General features: G+C 72.5%; 17 protein-coding genes. 5 read left to right on the plus strand and 12 right to left on the minus strand.

Going from position 1 to position 19,054, the window contains the following annotated elements; all coding sequences use genetic code 11:
• Nucleotides 1-23 precede the first annotated feature (23 nt).
• A complete protein-coding gene (locus HHX40_RS03785) occupies nt 24-611 on the minus strand; it encodes a TetR/AcrR family transcriptional regulator (protein ID WP_111699750.1) in 588 nt (195 codons plus the stop codon).
• A gap of 84 nt (nt 612-695) precedes the next feature.
• Here HHX40_RS03785 and HHX40_RS03790 point away from each other — a divergent pair, with 84 nt between their 5' ends.
• Nucleotides 696-1,661: a quinone oxidoreductase family protein gene (locus tag HHX40_RS03790; RefSeq protein ID WP_182879403.1), complete on the plus strand. Its 966-nt coding sequence runs from the start codon at nt 696-698 to the stop codon at nt 1,659-1,661.
• A gap of 62 nt (nt 1,662-1,723) precedes the next feature.
• On the opposite strand, the gene HHX40_RS03795 is transcribed toward HHX40_RS03790, so the two are convergent.
• Nucleotides 1,724-2,659: a DMT family transporter gene (locus HHX40_RS03795; RefSeq protein ID WP_182879404.1), complete on the minus strand. Its 936-nt coding sequence runs from the start codon at nt 2,657-2,659 to the stop codon at nt 1,724-1,726.
• Here HHX40_RS03795 and HHX40_RS03800 point away from each other — a divergent pair.
• The 4 genes from HHX40_RS03800 to HHX40_RS03815 all read left to right on the plus strand — a co-directional run bounded on the left by HHX40_RS03800 (nt 2,658) and on the right by HHX40_RS03815 (nt 6,491).
• Nucleotides 2,658-4,052, plus strand: a complete 1,395-nt coding sequence (locus HHX40_RS03800; RefSeq protein ID WP_182879405.1) for a PLP-dependent aminotransferase family protein — start codon at nt 2,658-2,660, stop codon at nt 4,050-4,052. The two genes, HHX40_RS03795 and HHX40_RS03800, sit on opposite strands and share 2 nt — an antisense overlap.
• A 245-nt stretch (nt 4,053-4,297) precedes the next feature.
• Nucleotides 4,298-4,843, plus strand: a complete 546-nt coding sequence (locus HHX40_RS03805) for a CGNR zinc finger domain-containing protein (RefSeq protein WP_111699754.1) — start codon at nt 4,298-4,300, stop codon at nt 4,841-4,843.
• 38 nt (nt 4,844-4,881) lie between these two features.
• Nucleotides 4,882-5,484 carry a GNAT family N-acetyltransferase gene (locus HHX40_RS03810; protein WP_111699755.1) on the plus strand — a complete coding sequence of 201 codons (603 nt, stop codon included), beginning with the start codon at nt 4,882-4,884 and terminating at the stop codon, nt 5,482-5,484.
• A gap of 134 nt (nt 5,485-5,618) precedes the next feature.
• A complete protein-coding gene (locus tag HHX40_RS03815) occupies nt 5,619-6,491 on the plus strand; it encodes a 1,4-dihydroxy-2-naphthoate polyprenyltransferase (RefSeq protein WP_182879406.1) in 873 nt (290 codons plus the stop codon).
• A 48-nt stretch (nt 6,492-6,539) separates the two neighbouring features.
• Here HHX40_RS03815 and dapB read toward each other — a convergent pair whose 3' ends face one another.
• From dapB to infB, 10 genes are all read right to left on the minus strand, one after another.
• Complete coding sequence (gene dapB, locus HHX40_RS03820) at nt 6,540-7,277, minus strand: 4-hydroxy-tetrahydrodipicolinate reductase (RefSeq protein WP_111699757.1); 738 nt, start codon at nt 7,275-7,277, stop codon at nt 6,540-6,542.
• 222 nt (nt 7,278-7,499) lie between these two features.
• Nucleotides 7,500-8,810: a M16 family metallopeptidase gene (locus tag HHX40_RS03825; protein WP_182879407.1), complete on the minus strand. Its 1,311-nt coding sequence runs from the start codon at nt 8,808-8,810 to the stop codon at nt 7,500-7,502.
• Nucleotides 8,807-11,152, minus strand: coding sequence for a polyribonucleotide nucleotidyltransferase (locus HHX40_RS03830; RefSeq protein WP_182879408.1), 2,346 nt, complete (start codon nt 11,150-11,152; stop codon nt 8,807-8,809). Before HHX40_RS03830 ends, HHX40_RS03825 begins: the two co-directional genes overlap by 4 nt.
• A 282-nt stretch (nt 11,153-11,434) precedes the next feature.
• Nucleotides 11,435-11,704 (minus strand): 30S ribosomal protein S15, encoded by a 270-nt coding sequence (gene rpsO, locus HHX40_RS03835; protein WP_111699759.1) that lies wholly within the window; start codon nt 11,702-11,704, stop codon nt 11,435-11,437.
• A gap of 162 nt (nt 11,705-11,866) precedes the next feature.
• Entirely contained in the window at nt 11,867-12,811 is a 945-nt protein-coding gene (locus tag HHX40_RS03840) for a bifunctional riboflavin kinase/FAD synthetase (protein ID WP_182874918.1), read from the minus strand.
• Nucleotides 12,812-12,938: 127 nt separating this feature from the next.
• Nucleotides 12,939-13,826: a tRNA pseudouridine(55) synthase TruB gene (gene truB / locus HHX40_RS03845; protein WP_111699760.1), complete on the minus strand. Its 888-nt coding sequence runs from the start codon at nt 13,824-13,826 to the stop codon at nt 12,939-12,941.
• Complete coding sequence (locus HHX40_RS03850; RefSeq protein WP_182879409.1) at nt 13,823-14,854, minus strand: DHH family phosphoesterase; 1,032 nt, start codon at nt 14,852-14,854, stop codon at nt 13,823-13,825. Before HHX40_RS03850 ends, truB begins: the two co-directional genes overlap by 4 nt.
• Complete coding sequence (rbfA, locus tag HHX40_RS03855) at nt 14,851-15,345, minus strand: 30S ribosome-binding factor RbfA (protein ID WP_138461450.1); 495 nt, start codon at nt 15,343-15,345, stop codon at nt 14,851-14,853. Before rbfA ends, HHX40_RS03850 begins: the two co-directional genes overlap by 4 nt.
• 47 nt (nt 15,346-15,392) lie before the next feature.
• On the minus strand, nt 15,393-15,692 hold the full coding sequence (locus tag HHX40_RS03860) for a DUF503 domain-containing protein (protein WP_165900587.1): 300 nt from the start codon (nt 15,690-15,692) through the stop codon (nt 15,393-15,395).
• Nucleotides 15,693-15,762: 70 nt separating this feature from the next.
• Nucleotides 15,763-18,885: a translation initiation factor IF-2 gene (gene infB / locus HHX40_RS03865; RefSeq protein WP_182879410.1), complete on the minus strand. Its 3,123-nt coding sequence runs from the start codon at nt 18,883-18,885 to the stop codon at nt 15,763-15,765.
• Nucleotides 18,886-19,054: the final 169 nt, after the last annotated feature.

Here is a 19,054-nt window from a genome sequence, read left to right on the forward strand (position 1 = left end):
CCAAGCGATCCAGGAGGACGGCGTCACCGCAGGAGGGACTCCGCCATCGCCCGCATCCCGGCGGCGACCCGCTCGGCCTCCCCGGCCAGGAGCAGTCGCGCGACCCCCTCGTTGTGCAGCGAGCCGACGAGGACGTGGGCCACGAGATCGGCGTCGAGATCGGGCCGGGCCTCCGCGACCAGCGACATGACGTGCGCGTGCCAGGACAGGTAGACGGGGTTCTCCGTGAGGCGCCCCTCGGCGTGCCGCCGGGTCGCCAGCGCGTGGTCGTGGGCCGTGATCAGCCTCCCGTTGCGGGCGGCGAGCACGACCACCGCGTCGAGGAAGGCGACCAGACGGTCACGGGACGGCGCACCGGGACCCAGTGGAGGAGGACCTCCGGCGACGGCCTCCCCGAAGGTTCGCACCCGCTCCTCCATCAACGCGCGCATCAGGCCGACCCTGCTGCCGAAGCGGTGGAAGACGGTGCCCTTGCCGACGCCCGCCGCGGCGGCGATCCGCTCGATCGACACCTCGTCCGGAGCATGACGGCGCAGCAGTTCCTCCGCGGCCCTGAGGATCGCACGCCGGTTCCGCGCCGCGTCGGCGCGTTCCGCGCGCTGCTCGCCCATCCGGAACCCCCTGGTGACAACTGGACCTGTGGTCCGTATAGTAGCGGCGACAGAACTTGACCGCTGGTCCAGTTAGGAGCGCTCATGCGCGCGATCGTGATGCACAAGACCGGGGGCCCCGAGGTCCTCACACTGGAGGAGGTGCCCACTCCGGCGCCGGGTCCGGGACAGGTGCTCGTCCGCACGGAGGCGGTGGGCGTGACCTACTACGAGACCGCCATGCGTTCGGGGCTCTTCCCCATGCCCCGGCCGCTCCCCTCGACCTTCGGCTTCGAAGCGGCGGGCGTCGTCGCCGAGGCCGGCGCAGGGGTGGACGGCGGCCTCGTCGGCCGCCGGGTCGCGATCATGAATGCGACCGGCGAAGGCACGTACGCGGAGTACGTCACGGCCGCCGCCGACGCCCTCGTTCCCGTGCCGGACTCCCTGAGCTCGGCGGACGCGGTGGCTGTCGCCGTCCAGGGCGCCCTGGCGACGACCCTCCTGCGTACGGCCGGCCTCACCGGAACGGAGACCGTCCTGGCCGAGGTGGCGGGCGGGGGTGTCGGCGGCTACCTCACGCAGCTTGCCCGGCCCATGGGCGCCGCCCGCGTCCTGGCCACCGCGGGCGGCCCGGCCAAAGGTGAGCGTGCCAGGGAGCTCGGCGCCGACGACGTCTTCGACCACACCGACTCCGGCTGGACCGAGCGGCTGCGGGAGGCGGGCGGCACGGTCGACGTCGTCTTCGAGTCGCTCGGCGGCGCGTCCGCCGGGCGGGTACTCGACGCGATGACCCCGGGCACCGGGCGCATGTTGCTGTATGGACTCCTCGGCGGCCCGCCGGCCTTCACACCGATGGACCTGCTGCAGCGCGGCCTGACCCTCGTCGGCTGCGGCGGACCGGAGGGGTGGCTCCTCCGCGTGCTGGCCGCCCGCGCGGAGGTGCTGGACCTGGCGGCCCGGGGCGGGCTGCGCCCCCAGGTCGACTCGGTGCTGCCGCTGGCCGACGCGGCCGAGGCCCACCGGCGCATCGAGGCGAGGACCGCCGTGGGCAAGGTCGTCCTCGTGCCGTGAACACAGCGCCCTGAACACAGCACCGTGAACACAGCGCCGTGAACACCGCGCCAGAGCCCGGCTCACGAGGCGCGGCGGCCGGCCTGTGTGGCGGCGACGCACACGAGCACGGCCAGGGCCGCCGTGACGGTCGCGGCACCGATCTCCTCGTTCAGCAGCAGCCAGGCCCACACCAGGTTGAGCAGCGGCTGCGCGAGCTGGATCTGCCCGGCGCGGGCGATCCCGCCCCTCGCGAGCCCGGCGTACCAGGGAATGAACCCGAGAAACATCGACACCAGCGCGACATACGCGAACCCGGCCAGCGACTCGGCCGAGGGCGCCGCCGGCGTGGTCACCGCCAGCACGACCGTCACGGGGACGGTGACCGGGGCCGCGAGCACCAGGGCGTACGAGATGACCCGCCAGCCGGGCGTCTCCCGCGCCAGCCTGCCGCCCTCGGTGTAGCCGACGGCGGCCGACAGCAGGGCGAGCACGAGCAGCACGTCGGCCCCGGCGAGGCGGCCGGTCCCCCGCGTCAGGGTGAACACGGTGATGGACAGCGCGCCGGCCGCACAGGCGGCCCAGAAGAGCGGCCTCGGCCGCTCCCCGGCCCGCAGCACCGCGAACACGGCCGTGGCCGCCGGGAGCAGGCCGATGACCACCGCCGAGTGGGCCGTGCTCGCCCCGCTGTTCAGCGCCAGGCCGCTGAACAGCGGGAAGCCCAGCACGACGCCCAGCACGATCAGCGCGTACGGCCGCAGGTGCGCGCGGGGCGGCAGAAGAGGCGCACCGGCGGCCTTGAGGCAGATCACCGCGGCGACCGCCGCGACCACGGCCCGCCCGACCGCGACGAGGTACGGGTCGAACCCCCGCATCGCGAACACGGTCGCCGGCAACGACCCCGAGAACGACAGGACGCCCAACCCCGCGAGCAGACTGCCCCGCCAGTCTCCCTGCCGAGTTCCCTGCCGGCTGGCCGCTATCGGCCGGACATCGATAGCGCTATCGTTGTATTTCATGAATGACGATAGCAGTATCGTCCGTCTCGCCGCGATCCTCCGTACGGAGACGGAGCGGTCGCGGCCGGGCGAGCGGCTGCCGCCGAGCAGGGAGATCATGCGCCGCCACGGCGTCGGCCCGGTGACCGTCTCCCGGGCCATCGCCCAGCTCTCGGCGGAGGGGCGGGTGGTCACCCGGCCCGGGGCGGGGGTGTTCGTCGCCCCGGCCCGGCACCCCGTCGCGGAGGCGCCCGACTCGTCCTGGCAGACGGTGGCGCTCGGCGACCGGGTCGTCGACGACTCGGCGGTGGCCGGCCTGCTGGCCCAGCCGGCCGAGGGCGTCGTGCCGCTCACCGGCGGCTACCTGAACCCCGGGCTGCGCCCGGCGCGGGCCCTGGCCGCCGCCGCGGCGAGAGCTGTACGCCGTCCGGAGACGTGGGCGATGCCGCCTGTGAACGGCCTGCCGGAGCTGCGCCGGTGGTTCGCCGCCGAGGTCGGCGGCACGGTCACCCCGAACGACGTGCTCGTCGTCAGCGGCGGCCAGTCGGCGCTCACGCACGCGTTCCGGGCGCTCGCCGCGCCGGGCTCGCCGGTCCTGGTGGAGACCCCCACCTACCCGGGCGCGCTCGCGGCGGCGCGGGCGGCCGGGCTGCGGGCCACGGCCGTGCCGCTCGACGGCGAGGGAGTACGGCCCGACCTGCTGGCGGAGGCCTTCGCCATGACCGGGGCGCGGGTGTTCTACTGCCAGCCGTCGCTGCACAACCCCACCGGCGCGACCCTCGGCCACGAGCGCAGGGAACAGGTTCTGGCCGTGGCCCGGGCCGCGGGCGCCTTCGTCGTCGAGGACGACTACGCGCGTTATCTGGCGACCGGTCCCGTCCCGCCGCCCATGGCGGCCATGGACACGCATGGGACGGTGGTGCACGTCCTGTCGCTGAGCAAGATCACCTCACCGAGCCTGCGGGTGGCGGCGCTGGTCGCGCGGGGACCCGCCGCGCACCGGCTGCGGGCCTCGCAGGTGGTGGAGTCGTTCTTCGTCGCCCGGCCGCTGCAGGAGACGGCGCTGGAGTTCCTCGCCTCCCCCGCCTGGCGCCGCCACCTCGGCGCGGTCCACCAGGAGATCGGCGTACGGCAGGCCGCGCTGCTCGCCGGGCTCGCCCGGCACGCGCCCGCCGCCGAGGTGCATCTGGTGCCCCCCGGCGGCCTGCACGTGTGGGTACGGCTCCCACCCGGCACGGACGAGGCCGCGACGACCGAGGCGGCGCAGGCGAACGGCGTGCTGGTGAGCCCGGGACGGATCTACTACCCCGCCGAGCCGCCCGGCCCGCGGCTGCGGCTGACCCACACCGCCCCCGCCAGCCCGGCCGAACTCGACGAGGGCGTGCGCCGCCTCGCCGCCGTCCTCCCGCAGTGACACGGGTGACGCGGTGACACGGGCGACACCGGCGTCACCGGCTCCGGCGGTCCGGCCGGGGCTCGCGCGCGTCACGCGACAGGCGCTCGCGGCGCTCCTTGTTCCGCAGCGCCAGGTAGGCCAGGTAGCTGATGCGCATGGGATCCTCCTCGACCGGAATTGAAGACACCAGTGTAACGCTTATGAAGGTGTTGGTATTTCGCGACCTCCGACTGTCGTACAGTGGTCACGAGGGGTGATCGATCATGACGGGCCCGGCGGAGCTGCTCCGCGACTTCGTTAACACCTACGACGTCGAGGGAGACGCCGACGAGCTGGCATCGCCGGCCGACCTGTCCGTCTGGCTGCGCGAACGCGGGCTGACCGGCGACGGCGACCGGGCCTCCGACGAGGACCTCGCGGTCGCCGCCCACCTGCGCGAAGGACTGCGCGCCGCGTTGCGCCGCAACCACGACGGAGGTCCGTACGACGGGCCGGAGGGCCTGGAGGCGGCGCTGGCCGGTCTTCCGGTGCGCGTGACGCTCTCGGGGGGCGCACCCACGCTGGAGCCGGTGGCGTCCGGAGTCGCGGGCGGCCTGGCGCGGCTCGCCGCGCAGATCCCGGCGGCCCACGCCGACGGCACCTGGTCACGGCTCAAGGTCTGCGCCGAGAGCACGTGCCAGTGGGCGTTCATCGACTCCTCGAAGAACCGGTCTCGCTCCTGGTGCTCCATGCGCGTCTGCGGAAACCGCACAAAAACCCGGGCATATCGGGCACGACGCCAGGCGGACGGCACGGCGAGGCCCTCCTGACCAGTACGGTGTTACACGCTAAGAAAGGAGCCCGCCGAATGGGTGTGAGAGCTGCCCGCCTCGAGGACGTCGACGCGGTGACCAGCACCCAGATCCGGGCGTGGAGAGCGGTCTACCGCGACTTCCTGCCACCGGTCCCGCTGGAGCACATGACGGGTCCGGCGGCGGAGAAGATGTGGCGCCGCCAGTGGGAGGAGGCGATCCTCTCGCCGCCCACGCCGCGTCACCGCCTGCTCGTCGCCGTCGAGCGGGTGGTGCCCGACACCGACGCGTTCACCGCGCTCGGGCCCGGCGGGATTCTGGCGACCGCGGCGCAGCGTGCCTCCGACCGGGTCGTGGGGCTGGCTTCGCACGGACCCGCCGAGGATCCCGACCTCCATCCGGCCACGACGGCCGAGTTGATGACGCTGCTCGTCGACCCCAACCACATCAGGCGCGGGCACGGCAGCAGACTCCTCAACGCCACCGTGGACCACCTCCGCGAGGACGGGTACAGCACGGTCGTGACCTGGGTCTTCGCCGACAACCACCAGATGCTCGGCTTCCTGGAGTCGGCCGGCTGGGGCGAGGACGAGGCCGAGCGCGTGCTCGACATGGGCCGCCCGATCCGGATGATCCGCCTGACCACCGACATCAGCTGACCACTCGCGTCAACTTCGCCCGCCTCCCGCCGCCGCCCGTCCCGTCCGCCAACCCCGCTGTCGGCACTCCGCAGGGGATTGGCCAGACTGGTGACGCCTTCACCGGCTACGCAGAGGTAGGAAAAGGGAGTCACGTGGCCACCCCAGCTCAATGGTTAGCGGGCGCACGCCCCCGCACGCTGCCCGCCGCCGTCGTCCCGGTCGCCGTCGGCACCGGCGTCGCGGTCGCGCACGACGGCGCGGTCTGGTGGCGGGCCCTGCTCGCCCTGTTCGTCGCGCTGGCGCTGCAGGTCGGCGTCAACTACGCGAACGACTACAGCGACGGCGTCAAGGGCACCGACAAGGACCGGGTGGGACCGCTGCGGCTGGTCGGCTCGGGCGTCGCGGCGCCGAAGCGGGTGCTCGCCGCCGCCCTGGCCTGTTTCCTCGCCGCCGCCGTCGCGGGGCTGGTGCTGGTGGTCGTCACCCGTGCCTGGTGGCTGCTGCTGGTCGGCCTCGCGTCCATCCTGGCCGCCTGGTTCTACACGGGTGGATCCCGCCCGTACGGCTACCGCGCGCTCGGCGAGCTCTCGGTCTTCGTGTTCTTCGGCCTCGTGGCCGTGGCCGGCACGACGTACGTGCAGGTGGAGCACCTGACCTGGCTGTCGCTGGCCGCGGCGGTGCCCGTGGGGCTGCTCGCCTGCGCGCTCCTCGTGGTCAACAACCTGCGCGACATCGTGACCGACGGGCCGTCCGGCAAGCGCACGCTGGCGGTGGTGCTGGGCGACACCCGGACCCGGCTGGCCTACGCGGCGGCCCTGGTGCTGCCGTTCGTGTGCGCGCTCGCCCTGGTGCCGGTGCGGCCCTTCGCCGCGCTGACCGTGCTCGCGCTCCCCCTCGTGGTGACCCCCGTCAGGACGGTCCGCTCGGGCGCGACGGGCCCCGCCCTCATCGCGACCCTGCAGCAGACCGGCCGCCTGCAACTCGTCTTCGGCGCGCTGTTCACCCTCGGCCTGGCCCTGTTCTGACCGCCCGCGGCGGGCAGGGGACCACCCTGCCCGCCGGGTACGGCGCAGCTACAGGTCGAGGAGGTGCTCCAAGCCCACGGTGAGGCCGTCGAGGCCCCCCACCCGCCGTACGCCCAGCAGGACGCCGGGCGTGAACGAGGCGCGGCTCATCGAGTCATGACGGATCGTGAGGGTCTCCCCCTCGCCGCCGAAGATGATCTCCTGGTGTGCGATGAGCCCCGCGAGCCGCACCGCGTGCACGTGGACGTCGTCCACGGTCGCGCCCCGGGCGCCCTCCAGCGCGGTGGAGGTCGCGTCGGGAGAGGGAGCGAGGCCCGCCTCACGCCGCGCCCGCGCCACCAGTTCGGCCGTACGGCGGGCGGTGCCGGAGGGCGCGTCGGCCTTGTGCGGGTGGTGCAGCTCGACGATCTCGACCGACTCGAAATGCTTGGCCGCCTGCGCGGCGAAGTGCATCATCAGCACGGCGGCGATACCGAAGTTGGGGGCGATGAGCGAGTTCGTCCCCGGATTGGCGGCCAGCCAGCCGCGCACGGTCTCCAGCCGCCCCTCGTCGAACCCGGTCGTGCCGACGACCGTGTGGATGCCGTGGGAGATGCACCATTCGAGGTTGTCCATGACGACGCCGGGGTGGGTGAAGTCCACCACCACCTCCGCGCCGCTCAGCGCGTCGAGCTTGTCGTCCTTGTCGACCTCCGCCACGAGCTCCAGGTCGTCGGCCGCGGTCACGGCCTTGCACACTTCCACACCCACGCGCCCTCGGGCGCCCAGAACACCGACCTTAATCACGCGCCAAGGCTATAGCGCCCGGCGGCCGTGACGGCGGAGGGGAGGCACAGACGGGAGGCATGGGCGGGAGGCACGGGCGGGGAGCGTGGATGGGGAAGCGCGACCAGGGGAAGTGCGCACGGGAAACGCAAAAGGCCGCGTGCGGTGCGAGCTGCACCACACGCGGCCTCCACAGCCCGCGACGCGGGCTCGCGACAGGCTTACGACGGCCTCACGACGCGCTCAGGCGATGGCGGAGCCGAAGTCCTTGTCCGCGTACGGCCCGATGACGGCGAGCGTCAGCGGCCGGTTGAGGACGTCCTGGGCGACCGCGGCGATCTCCTCGGGGGTGACCGCCTCGATGTGCCCCAGCACCTCGTCCACCGTCATGAGCCGCTCGTAGACGAGCTCGCTCTTGCCGATCCTGGACATGCGCGACCCGGTGTCCTCGAGGCCGAGCACCAGCCCGCCGCGCATCTGGCCCTTGCCGCGGGCGATCTCCTCGGGCGAGATGCCCTCGGTCAGGACCCGGCCCAGCTCGTCGCGGCAGATCTTCAGCACATCGTCGATCTTCGAGGGCAGGCAGCCCACGTAGATCCCGAACTGGCCGGTGTCGGCGTACTGGGAGGTGTAGCTGTAGGCGCTGTAGGCCAGGCCGCGCTTCTCCCGGATCTCCTGGAACAGGCGCGACGACATGCCGCCGCCGAGCGCCGCGTTCAGGACGCCGAGGGCGAAGCGCCGGTCGTCGTTGCGGGAGACGGCGGTCATGCCGAGGACCAGGTTGGCCTGCTCGGTGGGCCGGTCGAGCACCCGGACGCCGCTCCGGACGTCCACGCCGGGCCCGCCGATGCGCGGCTGCGCCGGCGCGGCGGAGCCGCCCAGCGCGCCCGCCCGCTCGTAGGCCGCCGCGACCAGCGCGACCACCCGGTCGTGGTCGACGTTGCCCGCCACCGACACCACGGTGCGGGGCGGGACGTAGAACCGCTGGTAGTACTCACGGATGCGGTCACGGGTGAGCGCGTTGATCGAGTCCTCGTTGCCGAGGATCGGACGGCCGATCGGCGTGTCGCCGTACAACTCGGTGGAGAACTGCTCGTGCACCACGTCGGAGGGATCGTCGTCGTGCATGGCGATCTCCTCCAGGATCACGCCGCGCTCCGACTCCACGTCCTCCTCGGTGACCAGCGAGGAGGTCACCACGTCGGCGAGCACGTCGATCGCCAGCGGCAGGTCCTCGTCGAGCACCCGGGCGTAGTAGCAGGTGTACTCCTTGGCGGTGAACGCGTTGATCTCACCGCCGATGCCCTCGATGGACGCCGAGATCTCCATGGCGTCCCGGGTGGGCGTGCCCTTGAAGAGCAGGTGCTCCAGGAAGTGGGTGGCCCCCATGTGCTCGGGGGCCTCGTCACGCGAGCCGATGCCCACCCACATGCCGACCGCGACACTGCGCACGGTCGGCATCGTCTCCGTCACGACCCGAAGGCCGCCGGGCAGGACGGTGCGGCGGACGACCCCCGCACCCTCCTTGCCCGGAAACAGCGTCTCGGTCGTCACGAGTTGCGCTCGTCCCGCCCGCCGCGGGTGCGGCTGCGGCTGCGGCGCGGCGTCCGCGGCTGCTCCTCCTCCTGCGGCGCGGCGGCGGCCTCGGCGGCCGGGGCACCGGTGTCCTCGGCGCCGCCGTCCTCCGCGGCGCCGTTCTCGGCACGGGCGGCCTTCTCGGCCGCCTCCTTCTCGACCACCTCGACCGGGACCAGCGAGAGCTTGCCGCGCGAGTCGATCTCGGCGATCTCGACCTGGATCTTCTCGCCGACGTTCATCACGTCCTCGACGTTCTCGATCCGCCGGCCGCCGTGCAGCTTGCGGATCTGCGAGACGTGCAGCAGGCCGTCCTTGCCCGGGAGCAGCGAGACGAACGCGCCGAACGCGGCGATCTTGACGACCGTGCCCAGGTAGCGCTCGCCGACCTCCGGCATGTGCGGGTTCGCGATGCCGTTGATCAGCGTGCGGGCGGCCTCGGCGGACGGGCCGTCGGTGGCGCCGATGTAGATCGTGCCGTCGTCCTCGATGGTGATCTCGGCGCCCGTGTCGTCCTGGATCTGGTTGATCATCTTGCCCTTGGGGCCGATGACCTCGCCGATCTTGTCGACCGGGACCTTGATCGTGATGATCCGCGGCGCGGTCGGGTTCATCTCCGCCGGGGCGTCGATGGCCTCCTGCATCACGTCGAGGATCGCCAGCCGGGCGCCCCTCGCCTGCTTCAGCGCGGCGGCGAGCACGTGGGCCGGGATGCCGTCCAGCTTCGTGTCGAGCTGGAGCGCGGTGATCAGGTCCTTGGTGCCGGCGACCTTGAAGTCCATGTCGCCCATCGCGTCCTCGGCGCCGAGGATGTCGGTCAGCGTGACGAAGTTCTCGCCCTCGCCGATGAGACCCATCGCGATGCCCGCGACCATCTCCTTGAGCGGGACGCCCGCGTCGAGCAGGGCCATCGTGGAGGCGCAGACCGACCCCATCGAGGTCGAGCCGTTCGACCCGACCGCCTCCGACACCTGCCGGATCGCGTACGGGAACTCCTCGCGCGTGGGCAGCACGGGGATCAGCGCCCGCTCGGCCAGCGCGCCGTGGCCGATCTCCCGGCGCTTCGGCGAGCCGACGCGGCCCGTCTCACCCGTGGAGTACGGCGGGAAGTTGTAGTTGTGCATGTAGCGCTTGGTCCGCTCGGGATTGAGCGTGTCGATCATCTGCTCCATGCGCAGCATGTTCAGCGTGGTGATGCCCAGGATCTGGGTCTCGCCGCGCTCGAACAGGGCCGAGCCGTGCACCCGCGGCACGACGTGGACCTCGGCGTTGAGCTGCCGGATGTCCTTGGGCCCGCGGCCGTCGATGCGGACGCCCTCGCTGATGACCCGCTCGCGCATGAGCTTCTTGGTCAGCGACCGGAACGCCGCGCCGATCTCCTTCTCGCGGCCCTCGAAGTCGGGCAGCAGCTTCTCGGCCGCGAGCTGCTTGACGCGGTCGATCTCCAGCTCGCGCTCCTGCTTGCCGGCGATCGTCAGCGCCGAGGCCAGCTCGCTCTTCACGGCGGCGGTGACGGCCTCCAGGGCGTCGTCCTGGTAGTCGAGGAAGATCGGATACTCGGCGGTCTCCTTGGCGGCGACCTCGGCCAGCTTGGACTGCGCGTCGCAGAGCACCTTGATGAACGGCTTGGCGGCCTCCAGGCCCTGGGCCACGACCTCCTCGGTCGGGGCGACCGCGCCCTCGGCGACCAGCTTCAGCGTGTCGCGGGTCGACTCGGCCTCGACCATCATGATCGCCACGTCGCCGTCGGCGAGCGTGCGGCCCGCGACGACCATGTCGAACGTGGCGCGCTCAAGCTCGACGTGGGTCGGGAACGCCACCCACTGGCCGTCGATGAGCGCGACCCGCACGCCGCCGATCGGGCCCGAGAACGGCAGCCCGGCGAGCTGCGTCGACATGCTCGCCGCGTTGATCGCGACCACGTCGTACAGGTGGTCGGGGTGCAGAGCCATGATCGTCGCGACGACCTGGATCTCGTTGCGCAGGCCCTTGACGAACGACGGGCGCAGCGGCCGGTCGATGAGGCGGCAGGTGAGGATCGCGTCCTCCGACGGCCTGCCCTCCCGGCGGAAGAACGAGCCGGGGATGCGGCCCGCCGCGTACATCCGCTCCTCGACGTCGACGGTGAGCGGGAAGAAGTCCAGGTTCTCCTTGGGATGCTTGGACGCGGTGGTCGCGGACAGGATCATGGTCTCGTCGTCCAGGTACGCGACCGCGCTGCCCGCGGCCTGCCGGGCCAGCCGGCCGGTCTCGAACCTGATCGTACGCGTGCCGAAGGGGCCGTTGTCGATAACGGCCTCCGTGCTGTGGACACCCTCCACGGGGGACCTCCTTCTTCGGATCGGTCTCCCGCGTCTCGGTTGCCGGGCTCCCCGTTCAGGTGCAGTGCCGGTCTTCGATCGAAGCGCCCGGTCCGTCCGCACGGCTGTCGCCGTGCCGACCGGGGGCCACTACCGAGGACCGGCCCTCTCACGCCGCGGGATCGCGCTGCGGCTTGCTTGCGGACGCGGGGCACTGTGTCTCGGCTCTTCAGTTGTCTTGTCAGGCCATTGTGGCCTGGTTATGGAAAAGGAGCGGCGATGAATCGCCGCTCCTTCCTCACCTTATCGGCGAAGGCCCAGCCGCTCAATCAGGGAGCGGTAGCGGGTGATGTCCTTGGCCTGCAGGTACTTCAGCAGCCGGCGGCGCCGGCCGACCAGCAGGAGCAGACCACGACGGCTGTGGTGGTCGTGCTTGTGGGTCTTCAGGTGCTCGGTCAGGTCGCTGATCCGCCTGCTGAGAAGCGCGATCTGAACCTCCGGGGACCCGGTGTCACCCTCGGTGGTGCCGTACTCGCTGATGATGGTCTTGGTGGTAGCGGCGTCGAGCGACACTGCTTCTCCGTTCTGGTGAGATGGCACGCGCGACAACTTCAAGCCCGCGAACGACCGTGCGTGCCTACAGTCGCCGTGACAGACAGCCGGGGTGGAGAACACCACCCGAACATGGCTGACATACAACCCTACCAGGTGCCGGCGGCACTCCGTCGCGGTGCGTCACGACGTGAACGCGCGGGCCCGTGCCGTGTCCTGATGCATCTGCTCGATCAGCGCCTCGATCGAGTCGAACCTGAGCGTGTCGCGCAGCCGCTCGCCGAAGTCCACCGCCACGTGCGCGCCGTACAGGTCGAGGTCGTCGCGGTCCAGCGCGTACGCCTCGACCGTGCGCTCCACCCCGTCGAAGGTGGGATTGGTCCCGATCGAGATCGCGGCGGGCCAGCGCTCCCCCTCGTACGGCGAGGGGGATTGGAAGCACTCCAGCCACCCGGCGTAGACGCCCTCGGCGGGGACGGCAGTCTGCTGCGGCGACTCGACGTTGGCGGTCGGGAAGCCGAGCGCGCGGCCCCGCTGGTGGCCGCGGACCACCACGCCCTCCACCCGGTGGGGGCGGCCGAGCAGGGCCGCCGCGCCCGCGACGTCCCCGGTGGAGAGCCGCTCGCGGATCCGGGTGGAGGAGATGGCCTCGCCGTCGCTGACGAGCGGCACCCCCTCGGCTGTGAAGTCGTACTTCTCCCCCAGCGTGCGCAGCGTCTCCAGGTCGCCCGCCGCCTTGTGACCGAAGCGGAAGTTCTCTCCCACCACGACACCGGCCGCGTGCAGGCGGTCGACCAGGGCGGTCTGCACGAACTCGTCCGGCGTCATGCGGGAGAACTCCAGCGTGAACGGCAGCACGCACACCGCGTCGACGCCGAGCGAGAAGAGCAGGTCGACCCGGCGGGGGGTGGTGGTGAGGCGCGGCGGCTGGTGACCCGGCCGGACGACCTCCTCCGGATGCGGGTCGAAGGTCACGGCCACCGCCGGCAGCCCGAGCTCACCGGCCATGCCGACCGTTCGCGTCACCATGCGCTGGTGACCGAGATGGACACCGTCGAACACGCCGATGGTGACGACGGACCTGCCCCAGTCCTGCGGGACCTCGTCCAGCCCGTGCCAGCTCTGCACCTCGACCTCGCTTCGCATCCATGTGCCCCGCCTCCGGCGAGGCGGCCCGGATCGCCCTCCCGGACGCCCTCGCGCGCAGTAGACAGCCTGCCATGCCCGGGCGGCCGCGCGGGAACCAGCCCCGGTATCAGGAGACGAAGACCACCAGGGGCCGGGCCGCCCCGTCACGCTCCTCGGCCAGCGCCAGCAGCGCGCCGTCCGGCCCGAACACACCGACCGGGCCCGGCCCGAGACCCGCCGCGCGCAGCCGCCCGCCGTGCGCGACCAGCCGCGCCTCCTCCTCCGCCACGTCCCGCCGGGGGAAGGCCGCCGCCACCGCGTCGGCCATCGGCATGATCACGCACTCGCGGGCCAGGTCCTCGATCGTGCGGGCCGACTCGATGCCGTACGGGCCGACCCGGGTGCGGCGCAGCCGGGTGAGATGGCCGCCGACGCCGAGCGACGCGCCGAGGTCGCGGGCCAGCGCCCGGATGTAGGTGCCGCTGGAACACGTGACGACCGCGTCCAGGTCCACCGTCTCCGGGGTCCGCCTGATCTCCCCGATCTCGAAGGCGCGCACCGTGACCGGCCGGGCGGCCAGGGCGACCTCCTCCCCCGCCCGGGCCCGCTTGTAGGCCCGCTCCCCGTCCACCTTGATGGCGCTCACCTGCGGCGGCACCTGCATGATCTCGCCGGTGAGCGCGGCGACGCCCGCACGGATGTCCTCGTCGGTGACATGGCCGGCGGGAGTGGTGGCGGTCACCTCGCCCTCGGCGTCGTCGGTGTTGGTCGAGGCCCCGAGGCGGATCGTCGCCTCGTACACCTTCTCGGTCAGCGCGAGGTGCCCGAGGAGGCGGGTCGCCTTCTCCACGCCGATGACCAGCACGCCGGTCGCCATCGGGTCGAGCGTGCCGGCGTGGCCGACCTTGCGGGTGCCGGCGATGCCGCGCATCTTGCCCACGACGTCGTGGGACGTCCAGTCCGCGGGCTTGTCCACGATGATCAGCCCGCTCGGCGGCGGGGTCCTTCTTGTCACGGCTCGGTCCTGTGCGGGTGAGGAGGGGGCGGGGTGAGGAGGGGGCGCAGCGCGGCCATCGTGTCCGCCACGGCCAGCGCCGAGGAGAACCCCGCGGCCCGCGCGTGCCCGCCGCCGCCGAGGGCGGCACAGGCACGGGCCACGTCGACCACGCCCTTGGACCGCGTCGAGACGTTCCAGCCGCCGGCGTCGTCCTCCTTGAGCACGACCGCGACCTCCGCCTCGTCGACCCGGCGCACGACGTCGATCACGCCCTCCACCTCGTCGTACGGCAGGCCCTGGGCGGCGCGGTCGGCGCGGGTCACGTAGGTCCACACCAGCCCGTGGCCGCCCGCGGCATCCGGCTCCAGCGTGGCCCGTCCGAGCGCCGCGCCCAGCACCGGCAGGTACGCGTACGGCGACCGGTCCCACAGCTCCCTGGCGAGCTCCTCCGGGCGGAGCCCGGTCTCCAGCAGCCGGCCCGCCATGGCGTGGGCGGCCGGCGTGGTGACGGAGTGCCGGAACGAGCCGGTGTCGGTCACCAGTCCCGCATACAGGCAGGTGGCGACTGATCGGTCCACCGGCAGCCCGAGCCGGTGGATCAGTTCCTCGGCCACCATCGTGGTGGAGGCGGCCGAAGGATCCACCAGGTGGACCGTCCCGAACCTGGTGTTCGACACGTGGTGGTCGATCACGAGCAGCTCCCCGGCCTTGCCCGCGTGCGGCGCGAGCAGGCCCAGCCGCTCCATCGTGGACGCGTCGAAAGTGATCATCAGCTCCGGCTCGGCGGGGTAGGCCGCGGGCTCCACGAGCAGGTCCTGGCCGGGCAGGAACCGCAGCAGCCGGGGCACCTCGAACACCCGGTCGCCGAAGGACGCCACGACCTTCTTCCCCGACCGCGCCAGCGCCAGCCCGAGGCCCAGCATCGAGCCCAGGGCGTCCCCGTCCGGGGAGACGTGGCAGGCCAGCGCCAGTGTGCCGGCGCCTTCGACGAGGTCGGCCGCCCGCCGCCAGTCCGGCTCGCCGATCGCGGGCTCGGTCGCGGTCACCGGGCGGGGCGTCCCGCGCGGTCGCTGGGCTCCTCCTCGCCCTCCTCGACCGCCTCGTCCGGCTCGGCGTCGAGGTCGTCCTCGAAGCGGTAGGGGTCGGCCTCCCCGGCGAACTCCGCGCTCTCGGCCTGCTTGGCGACCTCGGCGTCCTTGGCCCTGGCCAGCGCGAACAGGTCGTCCATGTGGCGGGCGTTGTCGGGGAGCGGGTCGTGCACGAACGAGAGGGTGGGGGTGTGCCGCAGCCCGGTCTGCCGGCCGACCTCGGAGCGGATGATGCCCTTGGCGCTCTCCAGCGCGGCGGCCGAGTCGGCCCGCTCCGCCTCAGAACCGAAGACGGTGTAGAAGACGGTCGCGTCGCTCAGGTCCGCGGTGACCCGGGTGTCGGTCACCGTCACGAAACCCAGCCGCGGATCCTTGATCCGCCGCTCCAGCATCTCCGCCACCACCTGCTGGATGCGGTCGGCCAGCTTTCTGGCACGCGCTGCGTCCATGCTCACGCTCCCTCGTATCTGTACGGCTGACGCGGGGGCCCGGCCGTCTATTCCTCGTGGTCGTTGAAGAGCCGCCGCCGCGCGGACAGCAGCTCGATCTCGGGGTGGTAGGCGACTACCCGCTCACAGGCGTCCAGCACCTCGTCGCAGTTGGCCGCCGACTCCGACACCACGGCCACGCCGATCTCGGCGCGCCGGTGCAGGTCGAGATGCCCCGCCTCGGCCACGGCGACGGCGGGGTAACGCCGCCGGATCTCGGCGATGATCGGCCGGACCACGGAGCGCTTCTGCTTCAGCGAGCGGACGTCGCCGAGCAGGACGTCAAGAGTAAGTGCACCGATGAACATGTGTGTCTCACCACGGTGAAGACGACCGACCGCCGCCCCCGCACGTGTGCGGGGGCGGCGGCCCGGTGCGTCAGACGCGCGGCTTCTCCTGCATCTCGAACGTCTCGATGACGTCCTCGACCTTGATGTCGTTGTAACCGACACCGATACCGCACTCGAAGCCCTCGCGGACCTCGGTCGCGTCGTCCTTGAAGCGGCGCAGCGACGAGACGGTGAGGTTGTCGGCCACCACGACGCCGTCGCGGATGAGCCGTGCCTTGCTGTTGCGGGTGATCACGCCCGTACGGACGATCGAACCGGCAACGTTGCCGATCTTCGGAACCTTGAAGACCTCGCGGACCTCGGCCGTGCCGGTCCTGACCTCTTCGAACTCCGGCTTGAGCATGCCCTTGAGGGCCGCCTCAATCTCCTCGATCGCCTGGTAGATGACCGAGTAGTACCGGATGTCGACGCCCTCGCGCTCGGCGAGGTCGCGCGCCCGGACCTCGGGCCGCACGTTGAAGCCGATGATGACCGCGTTGTCGTCGGCGATCGCGAGGTTGACGTCGTACTCCGTGATGGCACCGACGGCGCGGTGCAGCACGCGGAGCTTGACCTCCTCGCCCACGTCGATCTTGAGCAGCGCGTCCTCCAGGGCCTCGACGGAACCGGAGACGTCACCCTTGATGATGAGCTTGAGCTCGTCGACCTGGCCCTTCTCGAGGTCCTTGAACAGTTCCTCGAGAGTACGCCGGCGGCCGGACCTGGCCATGTCGGCGATGCGCTGCCGCGCCGCCCGCTGCTGGGCGATCTGACGGGCCATCCGGTCGTCGCCGACGACGATGAAGTTGTCGCCCGCGCGCGGGACGGCGGTCAGACCGAGGACCAGGACCGGACGCGAGGGGTCGGCCTCGTCGACCGTCTCCCCGTTGTCGTCCAGCATCGCCCGGACGCGGCCGAACGCCTCGCCACAGACGATCGAGTCGCCCACCCGCAGCGTGCCGCGCTGCACGAGCACGGTCGCCACGGGGCCGCGGCCCTTGTCGAGGTGCGCCTCGATGGCCAGGCCCTGGGCGTCCATGTCCGGGTTCGCCCGCAGGTCGAGCTCGGCGTCCGCGGTCAGCAGGATGGCCTCCAGCAGGCCGTCGATGCCGATGCCCTGCTTGGCGGAGATGTCCACGAAGAGCGTGGAACCACCGAACTCCTCGGCCACCAAGCCGTACTCGGTGAGCTGGGCCCGCACCTTGGTCGGGTCCGCGCCCTCCTTGTCGATCTTGTTGACCGCCACCACGATCGGCACGTCCGCCGCCTGGGCGTGGTTCAGCGCCTCGATCGTCTGCGGCTTCACACCGTCGTCGGCCGCGACCACCAGCACCGCGATGTCGGTGGCCTGCGCACCACGGGCACGCATGGCGGTGAACGCCTCGTGACCCGGGGTGTCGATGAAGGTGATCTTCCGCGGCTCGCCCTCGTGGGTGGTACCCACCTGGTAGGCGCCGATGTGCTGCGTGATGCCGCCGGCCTCGCGGGCCACCACGTTGGTGTGGCGGATCGCGTCGAGCAGCTTCGTCTTACCGTGGTCGACATGACCCATGACGGTCACGACCGGCGGGCGCGGCGCGAGGTCGCCCTCGTCACCCTCGTCCTCACCGAACTCGATCTTGAAGGACTCGAGGAGCTCGCGGTCCTCCTCCTCCGGGCTGACGACCTGGACGTCGTAGTCCAGCTCGGCGCCCAGAAGCTGGAGCGTCTCCTCGCTGACCGACTGGGTCGCGGTCACCATCTCGCCGAGGTGCAGCATGATCTGCACGAGCGAGGCCGGGTTCGCACCGATCCGGTCGGCGAAGTCCGCCAGGGACGCACCTCTCGGCAGGCGGATCGTCTGCCCGCCGCCACGTGTGACCTGCACGCCGCCGATCGCCGGGGCCTGCATGTTGTCGAACTCCTGGCGCCTCTGGCGCTTGGACTTGCGGCCACGGGTCGGACGGCCTCCCGGACGCCCGAACGCGCCCGCCGTGCCACCGCCGCGGCCACGGCCGCCGCCACCGCCGGGACGACCGGCGAAGCCGCCACCGCCACCGCCGCCGCCGGGACCACCGCCCGGCCCGCCGGGACGACCGGTCGTGGCACCGGGACGCGGGCCGCCGAAGCCGCCGCCACCCGGACGACCGCCGCCGCCACCCGGACGGCCACCGCCGCCACCGGGACCGGGACGACCGCCGCCGCCACCGGGACGCGGGCCTCCGCCGCCCGGCCCGGCCGGACGGCCCTGGGGCATCATCATCGGGTTCGGACGCGGACCACCGGGACGCGGACCGCCGGCGCCGGGACCCGGGCGGGGACCGCCCATGCCAGGACCGGGACGCGGGCCTCCGGGGCCGGGACGCGGACCACCCGCGCCCGGAGCGCCGGAACGCGCGGCGGGCGGACGCGGCATGGCACCGTCACGGCCGCCGTCGCGGCGCGGCTCACGAGGAGCGCCGTCCCCACGGTCGGGACGGTCGCCTCGGTCGGGACGTCCCCCGTCGCGGCCGCCGGGCCGCGCGGGACGCTGGCCCATGCCGCTGGCGGTCGAGGAGAACGGGTTGTTGCCCGGACGCGGGCCGCGCGGGCCAGGCTTGGGCCCACCCGGACGCGGGGCGCCGCCGCTGGGCGCACCGGAACCGGCGGGCGCGCCACCCGGGCGCGGCGCCGGCGCGGGCCTCGGGCCCGGCTTGGGCGCTCCGGCGCCACCCGGCCTCTGACCTGAGGCCTGGCCTGACGCCGGACCTGAGGCCGCGGGACGCGAGACGTCCGGACGGGGCCCCTGCGGACGGGCCGCCTCGGGGCGCGTCTCGGGGCGCGCCGCCTCCGGCTGGGAAACCGGCGGGTGCGGCATCGGAACCGGACGCGGAGCGGGTCGCGGACCCGGCTTCGGGCCCGGCCTCGCGACCGTGTCGCCGGACTGGGAAACGGGCGCCTGCGGGGCGCCCCCGTTGACCTGGCTCTCTGAAGCCGGCCTGGGCGCAGGCTTCGGCTGCGCCGGACGGGCGGGCCTACCCCCGCCCCTGGAGGCGTCACCCTTGAACGCCTCGGTCAGTTTGCGGACGACCGGCGCCTCTATCGTCGAGGACGCCGACCTCACGAACTCGCCCATTTCGGTGAGCTTGGCCATGACGACCTTGCTCTCTACCCCGAACTCCTTGGCGAGCTCGTATACCCGGACCTTCGCCACTGCACTCCCTAACTCGGCCCGGGAGGCTAGCAGTGCCGCCGGACCGTCGCTACCTGTACGTACTCATCGCCGCGTGCTCATCAGGCGCTCATAGCAATCTGACTCCGCCCATCAACTCGGCGTCCTACATGACAATTACGTCGTGCCCTGATTCCCGGAGCCGATACCG

It is taken from the genome of Microbispora sp. H10949 (assembly GCF_014161435.1).
Taxonomy (GTDB): Bacteria; Actinomycetota; Actinomycetes; order Streptosporangiales; family Streptosporangiaceae; genus Microbispora; species Microbispora triticiradicis.

Excerpts from the sequence above, each read along its gene's own strand:
- HHX40_RS03785 (WP_111699750.1), bottom strand. The coding sequence starts at position 611 with ATGGGCGAGCAGCGCGCGGAACGCGCCGACGCGGCGCGGAACCGGCGT.
- HHX40_RS03790 (WP_182879403.1), top strand. The coding sequence starts at position 696 with ATGCGCGCGATCGTGATGCACAAGACCGGGGGCCCCGAGGTCCTCACA.
- HHX40_RS03860 (WP_165900587.1), bottom strand. The coding sequence starts at position 15,692 with ATGTTCATCGGTGCACTTACTCTTGACGTCCTGCTCGGCGACGTCCGC.
- HHX40_RS03800 (WP_182879405.1), top strand. The coding sequence starts at position 2,658 with ATGAATGACGATAGCAGTATCGTCCGTCTCGCCGCGATCCTCCGTACG.
- rbfA (WP_138461450.1), bottom strand. The coding sequence starts at position 15,345 with ATGGACGCAGCGCGTGCCAGAAAGCTGGCCGACCGCATCCAGCAGGTG.
- HHX40_RS03805 (WP_111699754.1), top strand. The coding sequence starts at position 4,298 with ATGACGGGCCCGGCGGAGCTGCTCCGCGACTTCGTTAACACCTACGAC.
- HHX40_RS03795 (WP_182879404.1), bottom strand. The coding sequence starts at position 2,659 with ATGAAATACAACGATAGCGCTATCGATGTCCGGCCGATAGCGGCCAGC.
- HHX40_RS03810 (WP_111699755.1), top strand. The coding sequence starts at position 4,882 with ATGGGTGTGAGAGCTGCCCGCCTCGAGGACGTCGACGCGGTGACCAGC.